18 protein-coding genes and 1 pseudogene are annotated in these 21,013 nt (G+C 45.5%); 4 read left to right on the top strand and 15 right to left on the bottom strand.

Annotation, left to right across the window (positions count from 1 at the left end):
- Positions 1-31 precede the first annotated feature (31 nt).
- The gene (locus MBEAL2_RS04580; RefSeq protein ID WP_047151120.1) at positions 32-460 is read right to left on the bottom strand and encodes a winged helix-turn-helix transcriptional regulator; all 429 of its coding nucleotides are present in this window, start codon (positions 458-460) and stop codon (positions 32-34) included.
- A gap of 30 nt (positions 461-490) precedes the next feature.
- Positions 491-721, bottom strand: a complete 231-nt coding sequence (locus MBEAL2_RS04575; RefSeq protein ID WP_047151119.1) for a hypothetical protein — start codon at positions 719-721, stop codon at positions 491-493.
- Positions 722-958: 237 nt separating this feature from the next.
- Between MBEAL2_RS04575 and MBEAL2_RS04570 the strand changes: the two genes are divergently transcribed.
- Positions 959-1,294, top strand: coding sequence for a rhodanese-like domain-containing protein (locus tag MBEAL2_RS04570; RefSeq protein WP_047151118.1), 336 nt, complete (start codon positions 959-961; stop codon positions 1,292-1,294).
- A gap of 33 nt (positions 1,295-1,327) precedes the next feature.
- Here MBEAL2_RS04570 and MBEAL2_RS04565 read toward each other — a convergent pair whose 3' ends face one another.
- Both MBEAL2_RS04565 and MBEAL2_RS04560 read right to left on the bottom strand, forming a co-directional pair.
- Positions 1,328-1,894 carry a hypothetical protein gene (locus MBEAL2_RS04565; protein WP_052947469.1) on the bottom strand — a complete coding sequence of 189 codons (567 nt, stop codon included), beginning with the start codon at positions 1,892-1,894 and terminating at the stop codon, positions 1,328-1,330.
- Positions 1,869-2,675: a M48 family metallopeptidase gene (locus tag MBEAL2_RS04560; RefSeq protein WP_047151117.1), complete on the bottom strand. Its 807-nt coding sequence runs from the start codon at positions 2,673-2,675 to the stop codon at positions 1,869-1,871. Before MBEAL2_RS04560 ends, MBEAL2_RS04565 begins: the two co-directional genes overlap by 26 nt.
- Before the next feature lie 298 nt (positions 2,676-2,973).
- Here MBEAL2_RS04560 and MBEAL2_RS04555 point away from each other — a divergent pair, with 298 nt between their 5' ends.
- The gene (locus MBEAL2_RS04555) at positions 2,974-4,737 is read left to right on the top strand and encodes a metallophosphoesterase (RefSeq protein ID WP_047151116.1); all 1,764 of its coding nucleotides are present in this window, start codon (positions 2,974-2,976) and stop codon (positions 4,735-4,737) included.
- 86 nt (positions 4,738-4,823) lie between these two features.
- On the opposite strand, the gene MBEAL2_RS04550 is transcribed toward MBEAL2_RS04555, so the two are convergent.
- The 6 genes and pseudogenes from MBEAL2_RS04550 to MBEAL2_RS04525 all read right to left on the bottom strand — a co-directional run bounded on the left by MBEAL2_RS04550 (position 4,824) and on the right by MBEAL2_RS04525 (position 12,041).
- Positions 4,824-5,714 carry an acetamidase/formamidase family protein gene (locus MBEAL2_RS04550; protein WP_047151115.1) on the bottom strand — a complete coding sequence of 297 codons (891 nt, stop codon included), beginning with the start codon at positions 5,712-5,714 and terminating at the stop codon, positions 4,824-4,826.
- A 36-nt stretch (positions 5,715-5,750) separates the two neighbouring features.
- On the bottom strand, positions 5,751-7,172 hold the full coding sequence (locus MBEAL2_RS04545; protein ID WP_082129756.1) for an APC family permease: 1,422 nt from the start codon (positions 7,170-7,172) through the stop codon (positions 5,751-5,753).
- 338 nt (positions 7,173-7,510) lie between these two features.
- Positions 7,511-9,199, bottom strand: coding sequence for an alpha,alpha-phosphotrehalase (gene treC, locus MBEAL2_RS04540; RefSeq protein ID WP_047151114.1), 1,689 nt, complete (start codon positions 9,197-9,199; stop codon positions 7,511-7,513).
- Positions 9,200-9,217: 18 nt separating this feature from the next.
- Positions 9,218-10,624 (bottom strand): PTS system trehalose-specific EIIBC component, encoded by a 1,407-nt coding sequence (gene treP, locus MBEAL2_RS04535; protein WP_047151113.1) that lies wholly within the window; start codon positions 10,622-10,624, stop codon positions 9,218-9,220.
- Between the two features lie 37 nt (positions 10,625-10,661).
- A pseudogene (locus MBEAL2_RS04530) lies at positions 10,662-11,161 on the bottom strand (PTS sugar transporter subunit IIA).
- Entirely contained in the window at positions 11,154-12,041 is an 888-nt protein-coding gene (locus MBEAL2_RS04525; RefSeq protein ID WP_047151112.1) for a Cof-type HAD-IIB family hydrolase, read from the bottom strand. The pseudogene MBEAL2_RS04530 and the gene MBEAL2_RS04525 overlap by 8 nt, the downstream one beginning before the upstream one ends.
- Positions 12,042-12,366: 325 nt before the next feature.
- Here MBEAL2_RS04525 and MBEAL2_RS04520 point away from each other — a divergent pair, with 325 nt between their 5' ends.
- The gene (locus MBEAL2_RS04520; protein ID WP_201780804.1) at positions 12,367-12,972 is read left to right on the top strand and encodes a spore coat protein; all 606 of its coding nucleotides are present in this window, start codon (positions 12,367-12,369) and stop codon (positions 12,970-12,972) included.
- Positions 12,973-13,004: 32 nt separating this feature from the next.
- Here the strand turns inward: MBEAL2_RS04520 and MBEAL2_RS04515 are convergent, their stop codons facing one another.
- Both MBEAL2_RS04515 and MBEAL2_RS04510 read right to left on the bottom strand, forming a co-directional pair.
- Positions 13,005-14,444: a magnesium transporter CorA family protein gene (locus tag MBEAL2_RS04515; protein ID WP_047151111.1), complete on the bottom strand. Its 1,440-nt coding sequence runs from the start codon at positions 14,442-14,444 to the stop codon at positions 13,005-13,007.
- A 178-nt stretch (positions 14,445-14,622) separates the two neighbouring features.
- Complete coding sequence (locus tag MBEAL2_RS04510) at positions 14,623-15,786, bottom strand: SAM-dependent methyltransferase (RefSeq protein ID WP_201780803.1); 1,164 nt, start codon at positions 15,784-15,786, stop codon at positions 14,623-14,625.
- 150 nt (positions 15,787-15,936) lie between these two features.
- Here MBEAL2_RS04510 and MBEAL2_RS04505 point away from each other — a divergent pair, with 150 nt between their 5' ends.
- Positions 15,937-16,314 (top strand): hypothetical protein, encoded by a 378-nt coding sequence (locus tag MBEAL2_RS04505; protein WP_047151110.1) that lies wholly within the window; start codon positions 15,937-15,939, stop codon positions 16,312-16,314.
- 61 nt (positions 16,315-16,375) lie between these two features.
- Here MBEAL2_RS04505 and MBEAL2_RS04500 read toward each other — a convergent pair whose 3' ends face one another.
- The 3 genes from MBEAL2_RS04500 to fdhF all read right to left on the bottom strand — a co-directional run bounded on the left by MBEAL2_RS04500 (position 16,376) and on the right by fdhF (position 20,963).
- Positions 16,376-17,260: a YitT family protein gene (locus MBEAL2_RS04500; protein WP_047151109.1), complete on the bottom strand. Its 885-nt coding sequence runs from the start codon at positions 17,258-17,260 to the stop codon at positions 16,376-16,378.
- Positions 17,261-17,497: 237 nt separating this feature from the next.
- Complete coding sequence (locus MBEAL2_RS04495; RefSeq protein WP_047151108.1) at positions 17,498-18,007, bottom strand: helical membrane plugin domain-containing protein; 510 nt, start codon at positions 18,005-18,007, stop codon at positions 17,498-17,500.
- Positions 17,982-20,963 (bottom strand): formate dehydrogenase subunit alpha, encoded by a 2,982-nt coding sequence (gene fdhF / locus MBEAL2_RS04490; RefSeq protein ID WP_047151107.1) that lies wholly within the window; start codon positions 20,961-20,963, stop codon positions 17,982-17,984. Before fdhF ends, MBEAL2_RS04495 begins: the two co-directional genes overlap by 26 nt.
- Positions 20,964-21,013: the final 50 nt, after the last annotated feature.

Genomic DNA, 21,013 nt, shown 5'->3' with positions numbered 1-21,013 from the left:
ACACCCTTTTTAATTTTAACGGTAACACGTTCTACTCTTTGTTTTTTGTATAGGCAACATCGTCCGTGTAAGCCTCGCAGTGCGGGCAATAATAAGCCATGTCTACCTCATGGTTACAGTCCGTATGAACAAGCTTTAAATATTTGGGCTCAAGGTGCCGGTTTCCCCAGATTGCCAGTGCGTTGAGCACATGCCTTAACTCTGTTCCCTTATCGGTCAATTCATACTCATATCTCGGCGGGTGTTTGCTGTACAGATTAGATAAAACGATCCCTTCCTGTTCTAATGTTTGCAGGCGATCCGATAGAATATTGGGCGCAATCCCGTCCAGCGATGCTTTTATCTCGTTGAATTTTGAGTTTCCCTTGAGCAGTTCCCGGATAATGAGAAGGGTCCAGCGATCGCCAACCAAATCTAGCGTGCGGGCGATATTACACGGTAAGTTGTAATTTTTGCTCATGATTGCTCCTCTTATTTTTCTTGATTCTGTTCAGAAATTAAAATAACTCGTTTTTGAAAAGAAAGCAAGTTTTGATTTTATATCTTTATGTTTAATCTCCGCCCACGCCGCCGCAGTCTCCACCGCTATCACTTCCGCAATCCGAACCAGTACCTGTATCGGACCAGGAGAAGCCGGAATCTCCGGAGCTGTAATCTCTTGTCCTGTGCTTCTTTCTTTTCCTGTTAGAACCATTTTCTTTCCGATGCTTAGTATAAGCATACGGTTGTTTTTGCCTTCCCTTTTGTACAAACTGAACGAATTTAATTATGAGTGATACGTTAACCATACTGTGCCCCCCTAATTAAAATGGTGACAATGATAACTTTTGTTGTACTATATACTACATAAAATGCAGCGTGTGGTAGTATTTTTCACATGAATACCATTTGCCACACAAAAAACTAGCAGAATATATCGCTGTGAAAGATGATAAAATAGCCGGCAGGAGGGATTGCAATGGATAAAAATGTGATAACGGTTGAACAGTTGGAGAATAAATTCAAAAATAAAGAAAAAGTTTTTATACTTGATGTTCGCGATGAAGAGAAATTTCAAACAGGCAGCCTTCAAGCGGAGGCCATTCAACCCACCAACATTCCGTATGTTGCGATGAGAGATGAGGAAGCGATCGTAAAAGAACAGGTGTCCCGCTTGCCAAAAGAAACGGTAATTGTCACAGTTTGCACGACAGGGAACAAGGCCGGAAAAGCAGCCTCTCTTCTGCGCGAAAAAGGATTCAACGCTGTACCACTGGAGGGCGGCCTTACCGCCTGGAAGGAAAAAGACGCCTAACTCTGCGGCGTCTTCTCTCCCTCACGTAGAAATTCACTTATTCTGGCAGAGAATTTTACATACGTTAAATTCCACTTTGGACCGCTCTTCTTCCGGCAAATAACGGAGAAGGCTCATCGCTGAGAAGGGAACCTTAATGCTATGTGGGTCATTGTAAGGCCTATTCCAATACCGGGCATCAAGAATAGAGGTAAATCCGGGCGCTATGATAGCCTCATGAATAACCTCTTCCGGGCGCTGCCGGTTCAGGTGCATTTGCAAACGATGGAGCGGTAAGCCTTTTTGATAAAGGTCCGAATAGCCCATCTCGCACAACTCTACGAGTGCGTGTGCAAACGTGATTCCATGCTCAAGCTCCCCGGTGAAATGGTAGAAAACGCCGCCAATTTTTTTACTTGGCAACACCACCTGTAGTTCTGCGAAGCAAACTTCAATTAAATCCATCATATTTTGATATTCCGGAATCCCAAAAACCTGTTCCTCCGTTACCGTTGTATAATCCTCAATTCCATAGTAGCGGTTATCCCATAGGTAAGGTAGTAATTCGGTATCTTCACCTTCGTCCCCCCTCGTATCATATTCCTGATACTGGCTGTGCATCTATCGCAGTATCAGCGAGAGGTGCATAGGTGTAAAATTGCGGGTATTTCGTAAGGCGTTCCAATTCCAGTATTCTTAATGGCAGCGGCGGATGGGATGAGAGAACGTGGCTTAACCAGGTAAAGAAGCCCGTCTCACTTCTGCTCTGCTGCAAATACTCCGCCCGGTGTACCTTTTTATACAGGACTTTTCCGATCGCGAGCAAGGTCAAACCATTCATCGCTGCTTCCGGATTCCCGGTATAGTATGCGGCAAACCGATCGCATGTATATTCGCAGGCGCGGGAATATGCGTTCCCGAGGAAAGGAATCCACATAGCGGGTAGGATTAACCAGTGTTTTGTTATGTGCCTTCTTTGGATATGCGCCAGTTCATGAGCGATGACGAATGTTAACTCCTCTTCCGCGTTTGATTCAATTAAATCAAAGATTTCAGAGTACAGCACAATGAAATTTCTTCCGAGCAGCCGTGTAGCAAATGCATTTAACATTCCGTCCGATTGAACAACAAAAATATCCGGCACTTCGCGAATCCCCATCTGGCGGGATAATGACTCGACCCTGTTATAGATTATGCCAAACTGCTGCTTCGTAATTTTCACTCCATTATTGCGTATGTGGCCCATCATGATTCCATGAAAGAAAATACTAAAAAGAGCCCCCAGGATAATATAAAAGATACCTACGATTGAGATGATAAGAAAAAGATAGATAATAACGCTGATAACAACCGAAATAGCAAAGTAGCTTTTCTCGTTTTGGTGGACGAGTTGATTTTGCATAAAGTAACCCCCCTATTTTGTATTCTGAGCTTAGACAAAAAATCCCACCCTACACTTTATGTTATTTCTTTCAATATAATACAAAAAAACCGCCTTGGGAATAGCGGCCCTTTTGCGCTCTTGCACAACACAAACTATCGGGAATTTTAGCAGTCTGGCCGATAAATAGAACAAACATTCTCCAACAAGCGAGTCCGCCCACTTAAAAACTGATAAAGAAATATTAACTAAAATTTAATATGTGCTCCATAAAAGTCCTTTACACTGAACGTATCAGCAAAGAAAGGGTGAATAACCAGTGCACATTCAGAATGTATTTCTTTTTAAGCATGTACGTTTCTTAGTCCTTTCGTTCCTGGCTTTTCTCGTTTTTTTGCCTCAAGCGGCGTATGGTGCTGTCTTAGACCCGCAAGATGGAGGAATTGGAAATACTACTCACTATTCACAGTTCCAGCCCTCATTTACCCCGGGCAAAAAAGTCGATCACATCATTTATCCTCTTCTATCAACACCTGCCATTCAAAAGCAGGGGACAAACCTTACCATTAAAGTAGATACACAGGGCAAGTCTCCAGGCGGATGGCAAATCAGCCTGGACAGCCTGGAGCAATCCCCGGTAAAAAATGAATATGTCCTTCCTTTTGTTTCGGCAAAACCAGGTACTTCCTACTGGAAAAAAGACGGCTCCATTTATGACGTAACAGTGAAAGTCCCTTCAAATATACCGGAGGCGCTTTACGATCTTAAGGTTACATATACCGCTGGCGGTTCGGCAGTAACAGATAGCCAGGCCCATGCAGTAAAAGTGGTAAAGAGTTTCAAAAAGAATTTTTCCTTTCTTCACCTTACCGATATTCATGTCGCTTCCCCGCGCAACATAAGTGATCCGACAAACGCTGAGGAAGCCGGTTTCTGGAATCCTGATCCGAATAAGCGATGGCTGTATCTGCAAAAAGCCATTCGTGAAGTTAATTTGCTTAAACCGGATTTTGTTGCCCTCACCGGAGATTTAGTATTCGGGCAAATGAATCCGAAAGAGTATGCATATGAATATGAAGAAGTGTACAGGATGCTGAAACAGCTTAATGTGCCGGTCTATATCGTACCAGGTAATCATGACGGATACGCGCAGGATCTTACGCTAACAGATGGATTGAAATACTGGAACGATTATTTTGGACCGCTTTATTTTTCATTCAATTATGGACCGTACGCTCATTTTATTGGCCTTAATTCATTTGACTGGAACAAAATCGACCGCAGCGGAAACGGCACGGTGTCTGTACCGACATGGGGCGGACAAGTGTTAAATGAACAACTGCAGTGGATGAAGGACGATCTGGCTAAAAACGCGGCAACTGCCCAGGCAGGACAGTTACATGGCCTGTTAGCCCACAATAACCCGCTCTTCCGCGATCGTGATATGTGGCCGCAGAGCGATCCGGAAGTGCAGCAGTACTGGAAAGAATATGATCGCCAGCACAATCCGCAGACACCTGCAAACCTGATACTGGGTGAGAAACTCGGAACGAAATACGATCAACTGTGGCATGGGGAAGGTGCGCAGGAGATTATCAATTTAATGAAACAGTATCATGTGCAGCTTGGCCTGCATGGACATACGCATGTTGATAATATTACCCAGCAGGACGGGATTTTGTATTCTACGACGACTTCGGTTGAATTAACCGGTAAACCGTGGATAGGATATCGAATTTTCCAGATGAATAATGGCAAGCTTGATTCTTCTTATGTATACGAGAATCCTGACCGTTCGCTTCCTGTTTATCAGAATGGCGATACGGCCGGCGGTGTCATGTCATTTGAGGTACAGTATGCTTCTCCTAATGACGGAACTGCTGCTTCACAAACCGCTGTTATTTACAACCGCTTAAACCGCCCGGTTACTTTATACGTTCCATTTTATATGGAAAAAGGGGTTTATAAAACGACAGGCGGCTCTCTTTATCAGACAGAAACGCAAGGCGACAAACAGGCTATGGAAGTCCAAATCACGATTCCGGCCAACAGTTCGCAGCAAATTACAGTTTCACCGTCTTAACCTTGTTCATCCTGCTTCAAAGCAAATTTAAAGCATAAAAAAATCAGCTACCTTAAGGGCACCCTCAAGGTAGCTGATTTGGTTTGTTACAGTATTCTTGAATTTATATATTTTCTTGGCAGTTCCACACGCGCAGTTTTAAGCGGGTCAACAATCTGGCAAATTCGCACATCGCCGGCGAGAGAAAGCAGGAATGTTGCCTCCGCTTTATCCATCCCAGCTTCTTCGTTCAGGAAGTGAACCATATTCACAACCGCCCGATCTGCTGCTTTATCCAGTTCCACCTCGGAAGCGACCGTAATGATATGCTCCTCATTGATAATCATTGGGAGCGGCCATTTCTCCCCCTTCACTACATCGATCTTTACTGTCACCTCACCTGGAATCTCAACACCGCACACCGCCACTTCGCCGTCTGCCATTGCTGCATGCAGGTCTCCGAGCGCGAAGAGCGCGCCTGGAACATTGACCGGCAGAAATAAAGTCGAGCCTTCCCGGATTTGCTTACAATCCATATTGCCGCCATGATCGCCCGGCGTACCACAGGAAATGCTTTCCTCGGCAGGTGCAGTGCCAATGACTCCTATCATCGGGTTTATCGGAATTCTTAGTGAATCAGACAGAACCGCATGGCCATCCTGGACTGGGATCATCCGGATAACGTTCTCGGTAAATTCAGCGCCTGCTACGCCAAGGCCAGGCCCGGTAACCATCACGCCCTGTTCGGCGATATCGATCTTTTGAATGTGAACTGCAAGCATATCCCCTGGTTCTGCTCCTTCAACATAAACAGGGCCTGTCGCTGGATTAATCCGATTCCAGTCCAATTCACCGAAGTCGGTGTCTGCTGTTCTGATTTGATCCTCGAAACAATCGCACGTCTCAAAAACGACAGTACTTCCGGATAGAACAGTTAATACAGGCTTGTTTTCCGGAGACATTGCATAAATGGCATCTTGTTTATTAATTCGATACATGTGCTACCTCCTGCTTTCTTTTTTACTATTTTACCATTACATATCCTTTAATACTGCAGGTACTTCTTTATAGCCTTTCGATTTAATTGCCCCTACGATAATTCCAAGGGCCATCCAGCTGAATCCAGCAATAAAAGTCATCTTATCAAAACCGGACCAAACATAGGCGATGATGATGAATCCGAGCAAAGGTAAAACAATATATTTAATTACCGCTTGTATACCGCGCTCTTTCTTCTTTAAGAAGAAATAAACAAACACAGTAAGATTAAGCACCATAAAGGAAGTGAGTGCCCCAAAGTTTACGAACTTGATAATGGTTTCAATTGACAGCGTCAAGCTGACAATAATGGAAATCGCGCCAACAAAAAGCGTTGCATTGAACGGTGTTTGATATTTAGGATGAATTTTACCCAAAAATCCTGAGAAAGGAAGCAGTTTGTCCCGGCTCATAGAATAAAGAATTCTCGAAATAGCGGATTGAGCCGCAAGCGCATTTGCAATACCAGCCGCTACTACGTTTACAATAATTAATGAGTAGTAAAGAACAGGCCCGCCAGCTTCTCTGGCAATATCAAAAAAGCCCATATCCGGATTTAATCCCTTGTACTGAGGGTGAATTAATGCTGCGATGTACGTCTCCACCATAAAAATTAATCCTAAAATAACGAGGGCAGCAACGGTTGCCCTTCCGACGGTACGCTGCGGATTTTTTGTTTCTTCAGCAAGCGTACTAATCCCATCAAAACCAAGGAAACTTAAAACCGCAATTGATGTAGCAGTAGCGATAAATCCAAGGTTAAGGTGCTCCGGCTGGTATAAAGGGGCAAGAGAAAATCCACCAACTCCCAGACCGTCAACAAATACGAATTTAATTCCAAATCCAATAAATACGAGCAAGGCTAAAATTTCAATTCCTAGAAGAATAAAGTTGGTTCTTGCCGCAAGCGTAACTCCACGCGCATTAACAAGCGTATTAAAACTAACAAACAATAGAACCCATATAAAGGTTGGGACGCTCGGAAAAATCATGTTCATCCACATACCGGAAAACGCATAAAGAAGGGCCGGAGCAAGAATATAGTCAACAAGAATCATCCAACCGGAAACAAATCCGACGTGTGCATTTAGCCCACGCTGCACGTACGAATATACTGAACCTGCGACAGGAAACTCTTTGCTCATCCTGCTATAGCTTAACGCCGTAAATACCATCGCAATAATACCGACAAGATAAACAAGCGGAACCATTCCAAAACTCTGCTGGGAAACGAGCCCATATACACTCATTGGCGCTACAGGAACCATAAACACCATACCGTATATGAGAAGATCCTTGAACGTTAGGGTTCGATTGAGTTCTTGCTTATACCCCCCTGCCCCGTCAGCTGTATGCCGTTTGGCTTCAGCCGGGGATTGAATTCTACCTGTTTCCAGATGTGCATTTGCTTTTGACATAGTTACCTCTTCTTTCTATTACATCAATTCTTTCGTATTTTCAATAAATTCAACGAGCATAGCATTGTTTTTACATACCGCATATACATTCATCTGCTCTACTATCTCTCGCATTCTTTGCAAACATGGTTCTTCAAAATTCTGAAAACTAGGTTCCACTGATTTGTTGGTGTTAATAGTCTACACAATAATACTTTATGTGTAAACAATATTTCATGCAAATTTACGATAAAAATATGGCTTTAATGAGAAAATTTAGTTTACACGAAAAGCAGCCGGGATTTCTTTCTCCCGGCTGCTGGACCACATGATTGAAACCTCTATAGCAAACAAATAAATTACAGTTGTTTCTTTAAATAATACACAATAGATTCATATGGCCGAAGCTCGATTGTTGCATAATCGGCCGGAGAGTCAGTGTAATTAGAAATCAACACTTCACCCTGGTATCCGTTCAACCCCGCCTCTTCCGGCAATTCAAACCGTGTATGTTCGCCGTAGAAATTGTTTATCACGAGCAGCGATTCATCGTTGCCTCCTCGCTTATAAGCAAAGATGGCCGGGTGGTTTTCCAGGAGCAGCTGGTAGTCTCCGGTCGTAATGATGGCAAGTTCTTTTCGGAGCCTGATTAATTTTTGATAATGGTAAAAAACCGAATCCGGCTCCTGCAGCGCTTTTTGTACGTTTATCTGCTCGTAATTGGGTGCTACATCGATCCATGGGGTCCCGGTGGAGAAGCCGGCGTTTACGCTTGCGTCCCACTGAACCGGTGTCCGGGAATTGTCCCGTGATTTCCGCCTGATAATTTCCATAATATCTTCTTCGCTCATGCCTTCCCTTTTCTTCAGGTCATAAATGTTGAGCGTTTCCACATCACGGAACTGGTCGATATAGCCGAATTTCGGGTCTGTCATCCCGATTTCCTCACCCTGATAAACATACGGCGTGCCCTGCATCATATGGATGACGGTTGCCAGCATCTTTGCTGATTCCTTGTGGTACGTCCTATCATCACCGTATCTCGTGACAACTCTCGGCTGGTCGTGGTTGCACCAGAACAGGGCGTTCCACCCTTTCCCCTTATGCATTTCTGCCTGCCATTCAGAGAGGATTCGTTTTAAGGCATAGAAGTCAAAATTGGCGACAGCCCACTTCTCCCCGTTCGGATAATCCACCTTTAAATGGTGAAAATTAAACGTCATGCTTAACTCATTCCGTTCCGGGTTCGTATACTTGATACAATTCTCAATCGTTGTGGACGACATTTCGCCGACGGTCATGCTGTCATATTTCGAAAACACTTCCCGGTTCATCTCGTGAATAAATTCATGGACCCTCGGGCCGTCCGTATAAAACTTCTTCCCGCTCTGTGTCGGCAGTGGGTTTTCATCGTTCGGAAATTCCTGATTCTTGGAAATTAAATTGATGACATCCAATCGGAATCCATCGACTCCTTTTTTGAACCAGAAGTGCATCATCTCATAGACAGCTTTGCGCACCTCTTCATTTTCCCAGTTCAAATCTGCCTGTGTGACGTCGAAGAGGTGCAAATAGTACTGGCTTGTTTCTTCATCATATCGCCAGGCAGAACCGCCGAATTTCGATTCCCAGTTGTTCGGTTCGCGCCCTTCTTTGCCGTCCTTCCATATGTAAAATTCCCTGTACTTGTTTGCCCGGGACTGCCGGGCATTTTTAAACCAGCCATGCTCCGTTGAGGTGTGGTTGACAACAATATCCATAATGATTTTTATCTCGCGTCTGTGCGCCTCTTCCAGCAGCCTGTCGAAGTCTTCCATTGTGCCGTATTCTTTATAAATGCTGTAGTAATCGCTAATGTCATATCCATTGTCCCGCTGCGGAGATGAATAGATAGGAGTTAACCATATTACGTCCGTTCCGAGTTCTTTTATATAATCTAATTTCTGAATGATTCCCTCCAAATCGCCGACGCCCGTACCTGTTGTGTCGTTAAAGCTCTTCGGATAAATCTGATATACGGTTGATTTTTTCCACCACGGTTCTTCCATGTCCCGTCTCCTTACCGGTTATTTTCTTTTCACTTTTCCCATCACATAAGTCAGTATGAACGGAACGACAATAGCAATCGCCATCCCAATAAAGAAAGGCCCCCACTTCTGCGGAATAATGGAGAGGAACGCCGGAAGTCCTCCTACCCCGACTGAAGGGGCGATGACCTTATTTACCGTAATAAAAATCGCCGCAATGGCAGAACCGGTAATCGCTGCATAAAACGGATACCTAAATCGCAAGTTCACGCCGAACATAGCAGGTTCGGTAATCCCTAAATAAGCTGAAATCGCGGAGGTAAGCGAAAGGCCTCTTACCTTTTCATCCTTCGATACAAGCATCATCGCTAAAGCAGAGGAACCCTGGGCGATGTTAGACAGCGCTACAATCGGCCACAGGAACGTGCCGCCAATGCTTGAGATAAGCTGAAAGTCCACTGCCAGGAAGGTATGGTGCAGCCCTGTAATGACGAGGGGCGCGTACAGTGCTCCATAAATTAAACCACCCAGCGCAGCGTAACTATTAAATATACCTACGAAGGCGCGGGTAACCGCATTTGCGATCCCGAAAGTAACCGGCCCGATAAGAATGAAAGCGAGAAACCCAGTAACAAGAAGGGCAATCGGAGCCACCGTTAGCATTTTAAACGATTCCGGAATCCGCCTGCTCAGCGCAACTTCTATTTTGGCAAGGACGTAGGAAGCGATGAGGACAGGCAGAACCTGGCCCTGATACCCTATCTTAGCAACGTTATATCCGAACAGGTTCCAATACGGTACCGCGTTTTTGCTTAACGCGTCTGCATATGTCCATGCATTTAACAAAGACGGGTGGATCAGCATTAAACCAAGAACGATCCCTAACAGCTCACTGCCGCCGAACTTCTTCACGGCGGACCAGCCAATTAATCCGGGCAGGAAAGTAAAGGAAGTATTCGCGATAAGGTTAATAATGTCGGCAAAGTCCCTCCAGTTCGGGTGGACATCAACCAATGATTTTCCGGTGTAAAAAATGCCCGGGCCCGTTAAAACGTTGTTAATCCCCATAAGCAAACCGGCTGTTACGATGGCCGGCAGAATCGGAATGAAGATGTCCGCGAGCGCTTTAACGGCACGCTGAATCGGGTTCAGGTTTTGATCCGCCTCGTTTTTCACATCCTGCTTCGTGGCGTGTCCCAGCTCGGTAATATCGACAAATTGCATGTAGGCTTTGTCAACGAGTTCCGGGCCTACGACAACCTGGAACTGGCCGTTCGCTGAAAAAGACCCTTTTACAATGTCGATGTTCTCAAGTGCTGCCTTATCTACTTTGCTTTCATCCCTTAATGCTAGCCGTAATCTTGTAATACAGTGCGTAGCAGCTGCGACGTTTTCCTTCCCCCCGACAGCTTGAACGATTTCCTCTGTTGATTTTCTAATGTCCATTCCACAGCCTCCTAAACATCAACGATAACATTTGTTTTTAAGCTTTTACTTTTATTTGCATAATTCCTGTGCTTCCTTTTTCTGCCTTTGTTTCATATTGTTTCTCAATTGTTTCAATGATATCCCCGTTCGTAATGATGATAGGCGTAATCGTACTGACCGCCTTTTCCTTAATAAGGGGAAGGTTGAAGGTAATGAGCCTGTCCCCGGTTTTTACTTTATCCCCTTCCTTCACATGCCCTTCAAAGCCTTCCCCATTCATCGCCACGGTTTCGAGGCCAATATGAATTAAAATCTCCAGCCCTGCATTGGAGCGGATTCCAATCGCATGTTTTGTATGAAAGAACTGAATGATCTGTCCGTCTACCGGTGAGACAACTTCCCCGTCTGCCGGTTCTATGGCCACCCCGTCCCCATCATTTTCTGAGAGAATACCGGATCAGGCACTTCCTCCAAACTTACAACCTTTCCGTTTACTGGAGCTACTATCGTTTCATCGAGTGGTTTTTCTTTCTTGCCAAAAAGTCTATTAAACATCCTTTTTCCCTCCAATAGTTTGTGTTTTTTCAATAAAAGCCCGGATTGCATAGGCAACTCCGTCCTCATCATTTGTTTTTGTACGATATGTACAGGCGTTTTTCACCTCATCCTTTGCATTTCCCATGGCAACACCGAACCCGGCAGCCGCCAGCATAGACAGGTCGTTCAGATTATCCCCTGCAGCCATCGTCAGGCGCAGCGGTATGTTGTAATAAGCGGCCAGAACTTCAAGCGCCTTTCCTTTACTCGCCTCCTTGTGATTAATCTCAATGTTGTTATCCCCGGATGATGTAATCGACAGCCCAAAGCGTTCCAACTGTGCCGCCGCCTTTTCCAGTTTATCTTTAATCAAGGAGAAGGCAAGGATTTTATGTACCTTTACGCCTTTACCCAAGGCCATTTCTCTCATATTACTTACGGGGACAAAGCCCGTCTGGCGCGCGTGGTTCTCAATGGCTGTCCAAATTTCCTTTGTGTTTACTTCTTTATTGCCACTCTGTAAGATATCAATCTCAACGGCCGCTTTCCCTCTAAGATCGTCTGTATAAACGAACTTATCCGTATATATTTCGCAATATATATCAAGTTGCTTACAGCGGGTAAGAATTTGTTCCACTAGGGCTTGTTCCAGCGGTACGCTGTGCAGTTCCTCTCCCGTTTCCAGGAAGATAGATGCACCGTTTACGCCAATGATAGGGCAGGACAGGCCTGCCTGTTCAAGCATTGCTTTGGCATTGTAATACGGACGCCCTGTGGCAATCGCAACAATGCACCCATTATTCTGCGCTTCCCTGATTGATGCTGCGTTTGCTTCACTTATTTCACCTTTGCTGTTCAATAAGGTACCGTCCATATCCAGTGCAATAAGTCTCACCATGTCACCTCCTGAATCCGTTGTTTTTGTCCACTGTTCTGTTTCTACTATGTACATTGTACTCGTTGGATTTATACGGTACCCTCATGATATTTCCACTGTTTTCACCAAATGAATCTAAATTGCCAGCATTAAGATACATTTCAATAAATACCTGCTCCAGCCACTCTTCTGAAAAACCAAGTTCTTCTTATTGTGCACAAATTCACAGCGCGCAATTCCTTTTTCATCAGGAGACAATCGGGTAGGGATGAGGGTACATACATATTCATGGTGGCTGCAGATCATATTATAGTTGTTCAATACAATAAGAGGGAGGAATTTCATTATGATGCATAGACATTTAGGCGCCCATGAAACGATGGAAATCCATGAGGTGCTTACCTGGTCCATTAATGCCATTAATCAATTCCAGTTATACCGTCCGTACATTAAGGATGGGCAGCTGCGAAGCATCCTCGATCATCAAACCGCATTTATGGTGCAGGAATATAACAATATCGTTGGTCTGCTGGCGAATCGGGGCATGGAACAAGGCCGCGGATATATGGACCCGGCCCGGCAGAATTTCACACCCATGTATGGCCTGCACAATCCTTCAAACGAAAGCCCGAACTCCTCGGTGAGAGGACTCGATGATCGGGAAATCGCATCCTCCATGCTTGGCGCTCATAAGTCATCGGCAACATACCGCATGCATGCCACTCTCGAATGCGCCGACCCGCAGCTGCGCCGTACCATGATGCAGGCAGCCAATTCATGCGCCGAGCAAGCATATGAAGTATTCCAGTATATGAATGCAAGAGGGTATTATCAGGTTCCTACTTTACAGAACCAAACCATGCAGGCATTAATGGACATCTACCAGCCCCACGCAATGAACGGCACGTACAATCCCCTGTCAGCTATGGGAACTTCCCCATTCAGGCAGTAAATAAAAGCAGGGAGCCGCAATCCGCTGGCTCCCTATTTTCTTTCTTTATATTTCCGGTGCTCTTTCATCCATTTCGCAAGGGCCGTTATCCCGATATAAATTCCGATCACAAGCCCGCTTATCGTTACAAATAGAGCGAGGTATTCAAAAATAGAATAATTCTTTATTTTTTCCCACTGTATGTTTCCTTTCAAATCCTCAATGACTTGATTCATTCCATATATTCCGGTAATGACAGTATAAACCGTAAAGATTAAGAGCAAATAATTGTTATTTCTCGCTGAGGCTCGTTCCTGGTATCGGTACAGGCTCGACAGCGTTTGTTTTACATCCTCATACAACTCATCGTTCCCAAAAACTTTCCTTAGCTGAATAAAAAGCTCCCTTCCCTGTGTTTGCGCAACAAGCTCGACAAAAAAGAACTTGGAAGAAAAGGTTGTAATCGAGCGGATAAGATCTTCAACCTTTTCCTCATCCCTTTCGATTCGGACGGACGCATATTCACTGGACAGCTTTAAAAGCGCGATTTTATGAAACAGGTTCAACAGCAGGCTGTAATAGTAGGGGCCGTACATTTGGTTGGCCAGCTGGACGGCACGGCGTTCGTCTTCACTCGTTAGGCAAATAAAGGTACTCTCGGCCGTTATATAGTACGTTTCCGGCGCCCATCTGTCATAGCCGTTCGTCTTGCTGTACGCTTCTATGTAGCGGGTATTGTATGCACTAATAAAAGGAGTTCCATCTTCATCAACGCCGTCCAGCTGGCCCGCCCGATAAACGTCAACTTCGTTAAGCTCTGTGCCCTTCCTAAAAGAAAATAAGGCCTGAACATGCATTTTTTCATCGACAAAAAAGGGCAGGGTCTCAAAGTATGCTTCCTTCTCGTTCTTTCTATCAAGATAAGGAAGCAGGCTTGAAGCCAGCTCCTTCAGCAAATACGCCTGCACTTCCGGGTATTTCCTGCTATTTGCGTACAGATTCGGATAGTGCGGGTCATGCAAGATATTTTCCAGCTGGCGAAGCTTGTTCGCGAACTCAAGAGCAGCGCTGAATGTGATGTCTGCATCCGTAATTTCCGTCCGGTATGTAATGAACCCGAGGTCAAATGGGCAGAGAGCAATGTCGATAGAATGTATGCGAAAGCCTATATCACTATGAGCGAGGGATAAAACACCGTCCGTTCCAAGGCATCTTGAATAGCGTTGAAACCCCTCCTGCTCCTCAGAATGGGGGAACAAAACGCTCGCTGTGAAGGGCAAATAATAACGCTCCATATTCCGGTGGGAAACCTTGTACCCCTCTCCGTAATATCTGTTTTCCATCTCCGTTCTTTCCAGGTGAAAATACTCGTACCCATCTTTTTTTAGCCGTTCTTTTAGTGCCTCTGAACATCCTTTCCGGATAGAGAAAGGAAAGACAAACTGGATTAAGGCCGTCTCTACTTTTTTTTCTTGAATGCGAGGTCTCTCCATAATTCCCTCCGAGTTGTGTCCTTATATAACTGTATTACCAACTTTCGCAGGGATCGAACAAATTATTCGCTCAGAACTGTATGAGAACACTAAAAAGTTGTCAGTAAAAAAGAAAAACACTTGCCCGTTTTTATGCGGCAGGCAAATGCTTTTGATGAACCTAATGTAGATCAAGCGATTAACGATAGAGAAAATCCCGTGTCATATTCAGTTCATTGTTTAATCCTTTCGAAAATAAAAGCTGGTGGATGTTTAAACCGCTTGTTCGGAAGAATGCCGCAGAGGCACGCAAATAAAGCCGCCACATTCGTACAAACCGCTCCCCGTACATCTCTCTCACTTTATCAACCTGGTTCTCAAACCGCTCAGCCCACCGATCCAGCGTCATTGCGTAGTGAAGCCTTAAGCTTTCCACATCCATTGTATGAAAATCGTAATCCGGCAGCAGGTGCATCACCTCACGCAGCGACGGAATATAGCCGCCCGGAAAAATATATTTTTCAATCCACGGATCCGGTGCCTCTTCTGTCGGATGGGTAATCGTATGCAGCAGCATAAGCCCTCTATCTGCCAGCATCGTCCGGACCGCCTTCATAAAGTGCGGATACTGGGCCTGCCCAACATGCTCGAACATGCCGACACTGGCAATTTTGTCAAACGTTCGTCCGGACCGCGCGAGCTCGCGATAATCCATTAATTGCACATCTACTTGATCCTGCAGCCCCTCTTCTTGAATGCGCTCCTTCGTCTTTCGATACTGTTCTTCACTTAGCGTGACCCCTGTTGCTTTTACGCCGTAGTCTTTAGCGGCCCGGATAATCAGCCAGCCCCAGCCGCTGCCGATATCAAGCAGTGTCTCTCCTTGTTTCAGCTGCAATTTTTTGAGAACATGGTCGATTTTTTGCAGTTGCGCCTGCGTAATAGAATCTTCCGGGCTGCGAAAATATGCGCACGAATAGCTCATCGTATCATCGAGCCACAAAGAATAAAATTCGTTTCCTACATCATAGTGGTGCTGTACGTTTTCTTTTTGTTTACGCAAAGAAGCAAACGAGGGGATACGGGGCAGCTTCCTCGTCCATAGCTGTTCCTTATTGCGGTAGGCCGCTTTCATTACTTCTTCAATTGGGCCATCAATATCAATCGTTCCATCCATATACGCTTCACCAAACGCAAGGACCGGGTTCGAAGCCAAAGCCGAAAAAGGAATTTTTTTATGGAATTTGAGTGAAAAAGCGGGCTCTCCGTCCCCGTGCTTATCTGTTTCGTCATCCCAATACGTAACATGGAAGTTTGCTGAGTCAATCCCACCAAAAAACTTGCGAAACAAAACCTTTTGCATCGGCATGCTCCTCTCATTTACTATTCGCTTTATTCCAATGTATCCGCAGTTTTCCTTTTTCATTCAATTTGTCTTCAAATTATACCCTCTCTATATGGTTACACTAGAAAACAGACAGTATGAAATATAACGAAGGATGCGAGAGGACAGATGAATAAAAAAATCGTAAATATGATGACACCTGAAATGAAGAAAAAAATCGCGGCGGAAATCAGCGGGTTAACCTTCACAAAAAACTTCCGCTCCGCTACAGCAGAGGAATGGTATGTCTTCCTGCCCGGTTATCTCGATCCACGGACAAAAGGCGCGGCGGGCAAAGCGATACTTCATTACAATTTATATGGAAACCGGGATATTTTTATCAATACAACGATTATTTTTGATGACCCTGCTTTATATAAGCCTGAACTTCATCCGCTTGTTTATTCTATTGCCGATGAGGTGGTAAACCGGCTGGTCGGCTATGCCAACACACTTCTCGCGGTGCATGCGGGAGAAAACTCGTACGACGCGGAGTATGTTCGGTAACCTGTAAAAAACGACAGCACCGGTTCCTCATTCTTGAGAGACCGGCGCTTGCTATTATTTTTCAATGGATACTCTTCTTTTTAAAGTTCCCGCCTTTGACATCGTTGACTGAACCAACAGCAAGAAAGGCGGTTTCATCAATATCCTCAATGATGGACCTCAACTTTGCTTCCTCTAAGCGGGTAACAACACAGAAAATCACTTTTTTGTCGTCACCGGTGTAGGCACCTTCTCCTTTTAAGTACGTGACTCCACGGCCCAGGCGTGCAAGCAGCGCCTCTCCGATCTCTTGAGGTTTATCACTAATAATCCATACCGAGCGGGATTCATCGAGCCCCTGGATGGTAACATCGATTATTTTAAAGGCAATATAATAAGCAATGAGTGAATACATGGCGTGGTCCCAGCCAAAAATGAATCCTGCACTGCCGAGAATAAAAATATTGAAAAACATCACCGTTTCCCCAACGGAAAGAGGAAGTTTTTTATTAAAAACAATCGCAACAATTTCTGTCCCGTCAAGCGAACCGCCGAACCGAATAACTAAGCCAACGCCTATACCTAAAATAATTCCACCAAATACCGCAGCCAACAGAGGGTCATCGGTTAGTTCCGGTACAGGGTGAAGAAAACTAGTGCCAATGGACATTACGATTACACCGAAGAGGGTTGAGAGCGCAAAGGTTTTCCCCATTTGTTTATAACCAAGCAGCAAAAACGGCAAATTAAGCAAAAAAAGAAAAATTCCCAGCTGCATACCTGTCAGGTGAGAAAGAATAATCGATATGCCTACAATTCCACCGTCAATAATGTGATTTGGCACCAAAAAAATTTCTAATCCTACAGAGACAAGGGCAGCACCTAAAAAGATAAATAGAATTCGTTTTGCTAATTTTGTTTTTGATAGCTTTTTGTGCGTTTTGCTTTGTTCCTTTACATACTCCAATCGTCATTTTCCTCCCTTTAAATAAGATAAACACAGTATTTCTATATTAATTATATAACATAATTACAGTCACCATTAAAAACATATGAGTAAGAAGGGTAAATATTCACTAAATGTTCACCGAATATTCATAGAGTATTCACAGTTGTCTCTTACTAATATGAGTAAATACTAGAAAAGAGCTGTTTACAGTGAAACAGCTCTTTCTCTGCCTGCATTTTGTTTTAGAGCAGCTTTTTATTTCTCGTGTATATCCCTCTTCACTTCCGCCTTATCCTTGTTTAACTCCTCACCCATCCCGCGCAGAAAACCGAGAAGGGAAGTAACCGTTGTGTTAATTTCCGGATCGCGAAGCGCTTTTACGATCCCCCATACACTGGTATGGCTGTCCTCTTCCGACGTTGCCTTCTCTAAACCGTTGCTCAGCCCGCTTAATATCATTTGAACTTTCAATGGATCCAGCTTGCTTAAGAACTGCATGGCAACAATGCCATTTTTGAGCATGGAAGGAATGCCGGCAACCTGGATAAACTCGAATCCTACTTTTCCAATCTCATGCTTGTTCTTTAAAACGCCTTGAACAATGTCAAATAGGCCCGATTGGTGCAGTTCTTTCATAATGTCGAGGAAGGCGACAACGGATTCTCGATTTTCACTGAGGACACGCAGAATGTCCCCGAACGACTCCTCCTGCCTCTGGGCCTGTGTCGGTATCCGCTTCTCAACGCGTGTAATCGCTCTTGCCATAGCTAGCCCTCTCTTCCTTTACTGTCTCCTCTACAGTGACATATTCAGGTCGGCTCCATTTGTTCTCAACCTTCACACCTATCTGCGGCACACGATTGGCAAACCGGTGGTTCACCCTTGGCAGCGGCGTTTCCCCTTCCTCTTCAAGAATCTCCAGCTTAACACCCATCTCCTTATAGTTCGGCGTATGGGTGATAATGTCATGCTCACTGCTCGTTAACCGGTTTACAGCCTGATTATCCTTCGATGTATTCATCGGCAAATACAGCTCATTGCCCTTTACACGATCTGTGATGAGGATGCGAACGTCAACGACACCAAAAGGCGAGGTGAGACGAACAAGCGCTCCATTCTTCAATCGGCGTTCAGCCGCAAGCTCGGGGGATACTTCCAGCCACGGATTCGGCACCTTGTGCGTAAGTCCCTTCGATTTGTATGTCATGTTGCCCTCGTGGAAATGCTCCAGCAGACGCCCGTTATTTAAGTGTAAATCATAATCTTTTCCTGGCTGATAAGGCGGGGTCCAGCCTACAGGGACAAGCTTCGCTTTTCCATCCGGGAAAGGGAAACCTTCCGTATATAAGAGCGGTGTATCCTTGCCGTCCGGTGCAACCGGCCATACGAGGCTGTTCCAGTTTTCCAGCCGCTCGTACGATACGCCTGCAAACAGTGGAGCAAGGCTGGCCGCTTCCGCCATAATTTCGCCCGGATGCGTATAGTTCCAGTTTGCACCGAGGCGATTGGCAACCATCTGGATGATTTCCCAATCCGGTTTCGATTCTCCCATCGGTTCAAACACCTTGTAGAAGCGCTGGATTCTGCGCTCTGTATTCGTAAACGTTCCGTCTTTCTCAAGGCTTGGTGCGGCAGGCAGCACGACATCTGCGAATTGAGCGGTTTTGGAGAAGAAGATATCCTGGACGACGAAGAAATCCAGCTTCTCGAATGCGTTGTCTACATGATTGGAGTTCGCGTCCACAAGCGCCATATCTTCTCCAAACAGGTAGAGGGCTTTAATCTCTCCTTTATAAATTCCTTCGACCATTTGATGGTTATCATATCCCGGCTCTTCCGGCAGCTTGACTCCCCATCGCTGTTCATAGCGGGCCCGCACCTTCTCATCCTGCACCGGCTCGTATCCAGGGAACCATGCGGGCATCGTTCCGAAATCGCACGCGCCCTGTACATTGTTGTGCCCGCGCAGCGGATAGGCTCCGGTTCCAGGGCGGCCATAGTTTCCTGTTACAAGCAGCAAGTTCGAGATGGCTGTACTCGTATCCGTCGCGCCCATGTGCTGGGTTACACCCATCGCCCACAGCATGCACACAGACCCGGCTTCATGAATCATCGTTGCCAGCTTGATAAGGTCTTCCTGTTTAATTCCGGTCATTTTCTCCGCATAGTCCATGGTATACGTCTCAAGAGAAGCAACGAACTCCTCGTATCCGTTTACTTTCCTTCCTACGAACTCTCTGTCTTCCCAGCCCTGATCGATAATGTACTTCGTTACTGCGTTTAACCAGATTAAATCCGTACTGTGGTTCGGATGAAGGAACATGTCCGCCCTCTCTGCCAGTTCGTTTTTTCGCAAATCAGCCACGACGAGCTTCTGTCCATTGAGTTTATGGGCGCGCTTAATCCGTGTAGCCAGCACCGGATGCGATTCAGCCGGATTAGCTCCAACAATAATGACAAGCTCACTGCCTTCAATGTCTTTCATTGTGCCCGCGTCGCCGCCCATGCCCACCGTACGCAGCAATGCTGACGTTGCCGGTGACTGGCAGTAGCGTGAACAGTTATCTATATTATTGCTGTGCATAATTGCACGGGCAAACTTCTGAAAAATATAATTTTCCTCATTTGTACACTTGGATGAGGCGATATAACCGATCGAATGCGGCCCGTATTCTTCCTTGATTCCCGACATTTTGCTTGCAATCAAATCGAGCGCTTCATCCCAGGTAGCTTCAACGAACGAATCCCCCTGGCGGATAAGAGGCTTTGTTAAGCGTTCCTCACTATTTACAAAATCCCAGCCCCATTTTCCTTTGACACATGTGGAGATACCATTGACCGGTGCCTCAACCTGCGGTTCAATTTTTAAAATCTGCCGATCCTTTGTCCACACTTCAAAGCTGCACCCTACCCCGCAATACGTGCACACGGTTTTTGTCCGTTTAATGCGTGATTTGCGCATGGCCGCTTCCATTTCCGAAACCATAAAGATTTCCCGGTATCCTGGCTCTACTTCCTTCGTCAAATCGATCATCGGCTCAAGAACATCCGCCACAATCCCCGTTAAATAGCCCGCTTCCCCCAGCATCGATTTTTCCATTAACGCGTTGCAAGGGCATACGGTTACGCAGTGTCCGCAGGAAACGCAGGACGACTGATCAATCGGGACATCGTTATCCCAGATTACGCGCGGGTTTTCACGGTTCCAGTCGATGGTCAGCGTTTCATTTACCTGCAGGTCCTGACAGGCCTCTACGCATTGGCCGCACAGAATGCACTGGTCAGGCTCGTACCGGTAGAAAGGATGGGAGGTATCGGCCTCATACGGCTTTGGCTGGAACTCATACTTCTGGTGTGCCAGTTCAAGACGTTCCGTCGTGTTATGAACCTTGCAGTTGCCATTATTGTTGTCACAAACCGTGCAGTACAGCTCGTGATTTTTCAGTATGCGCGACATCGCTTCCTGCTGGGCTTCTTTCACAAGTTCACTCGAGGTTGTCACTTCCATTCCCGGCCTGGCTTTTGTTGCGCACGATCGCACCAGTTCACCGTCTATTTCAACAAGGCATGTATCACAGGTCTGAATCGAGCCTAGCTGCGGATGGTAGCAAATGTCAGGTATGTAGCATTGGCTGGCCTTTGCGACCTCAAGAATCGTTTGTCCTTCTAAAGCTGTTTTCTCTGTCCCATTGATGCGAATTGAGATCGTTTCTTCCTTCATACTTTTCACCTCGCTGTAAATGTTGGTTCATCTCGTTCTCTTATTACCAT

The organism is Aneurinibacillus tyrosinisolvens (assembly GCF_001015055.1).
Taxonomy (GTDB): Bacteria; Bacillota; Bacilli; order Aneurinibacillales; family Aneurinibacillaceae; genus Aneurinibacillus_A; species Aneurinibacillus_A tyrosinisolvens.
This window is presented reverse-complemented; position numbering and strand designations above follow the sequence as displayed.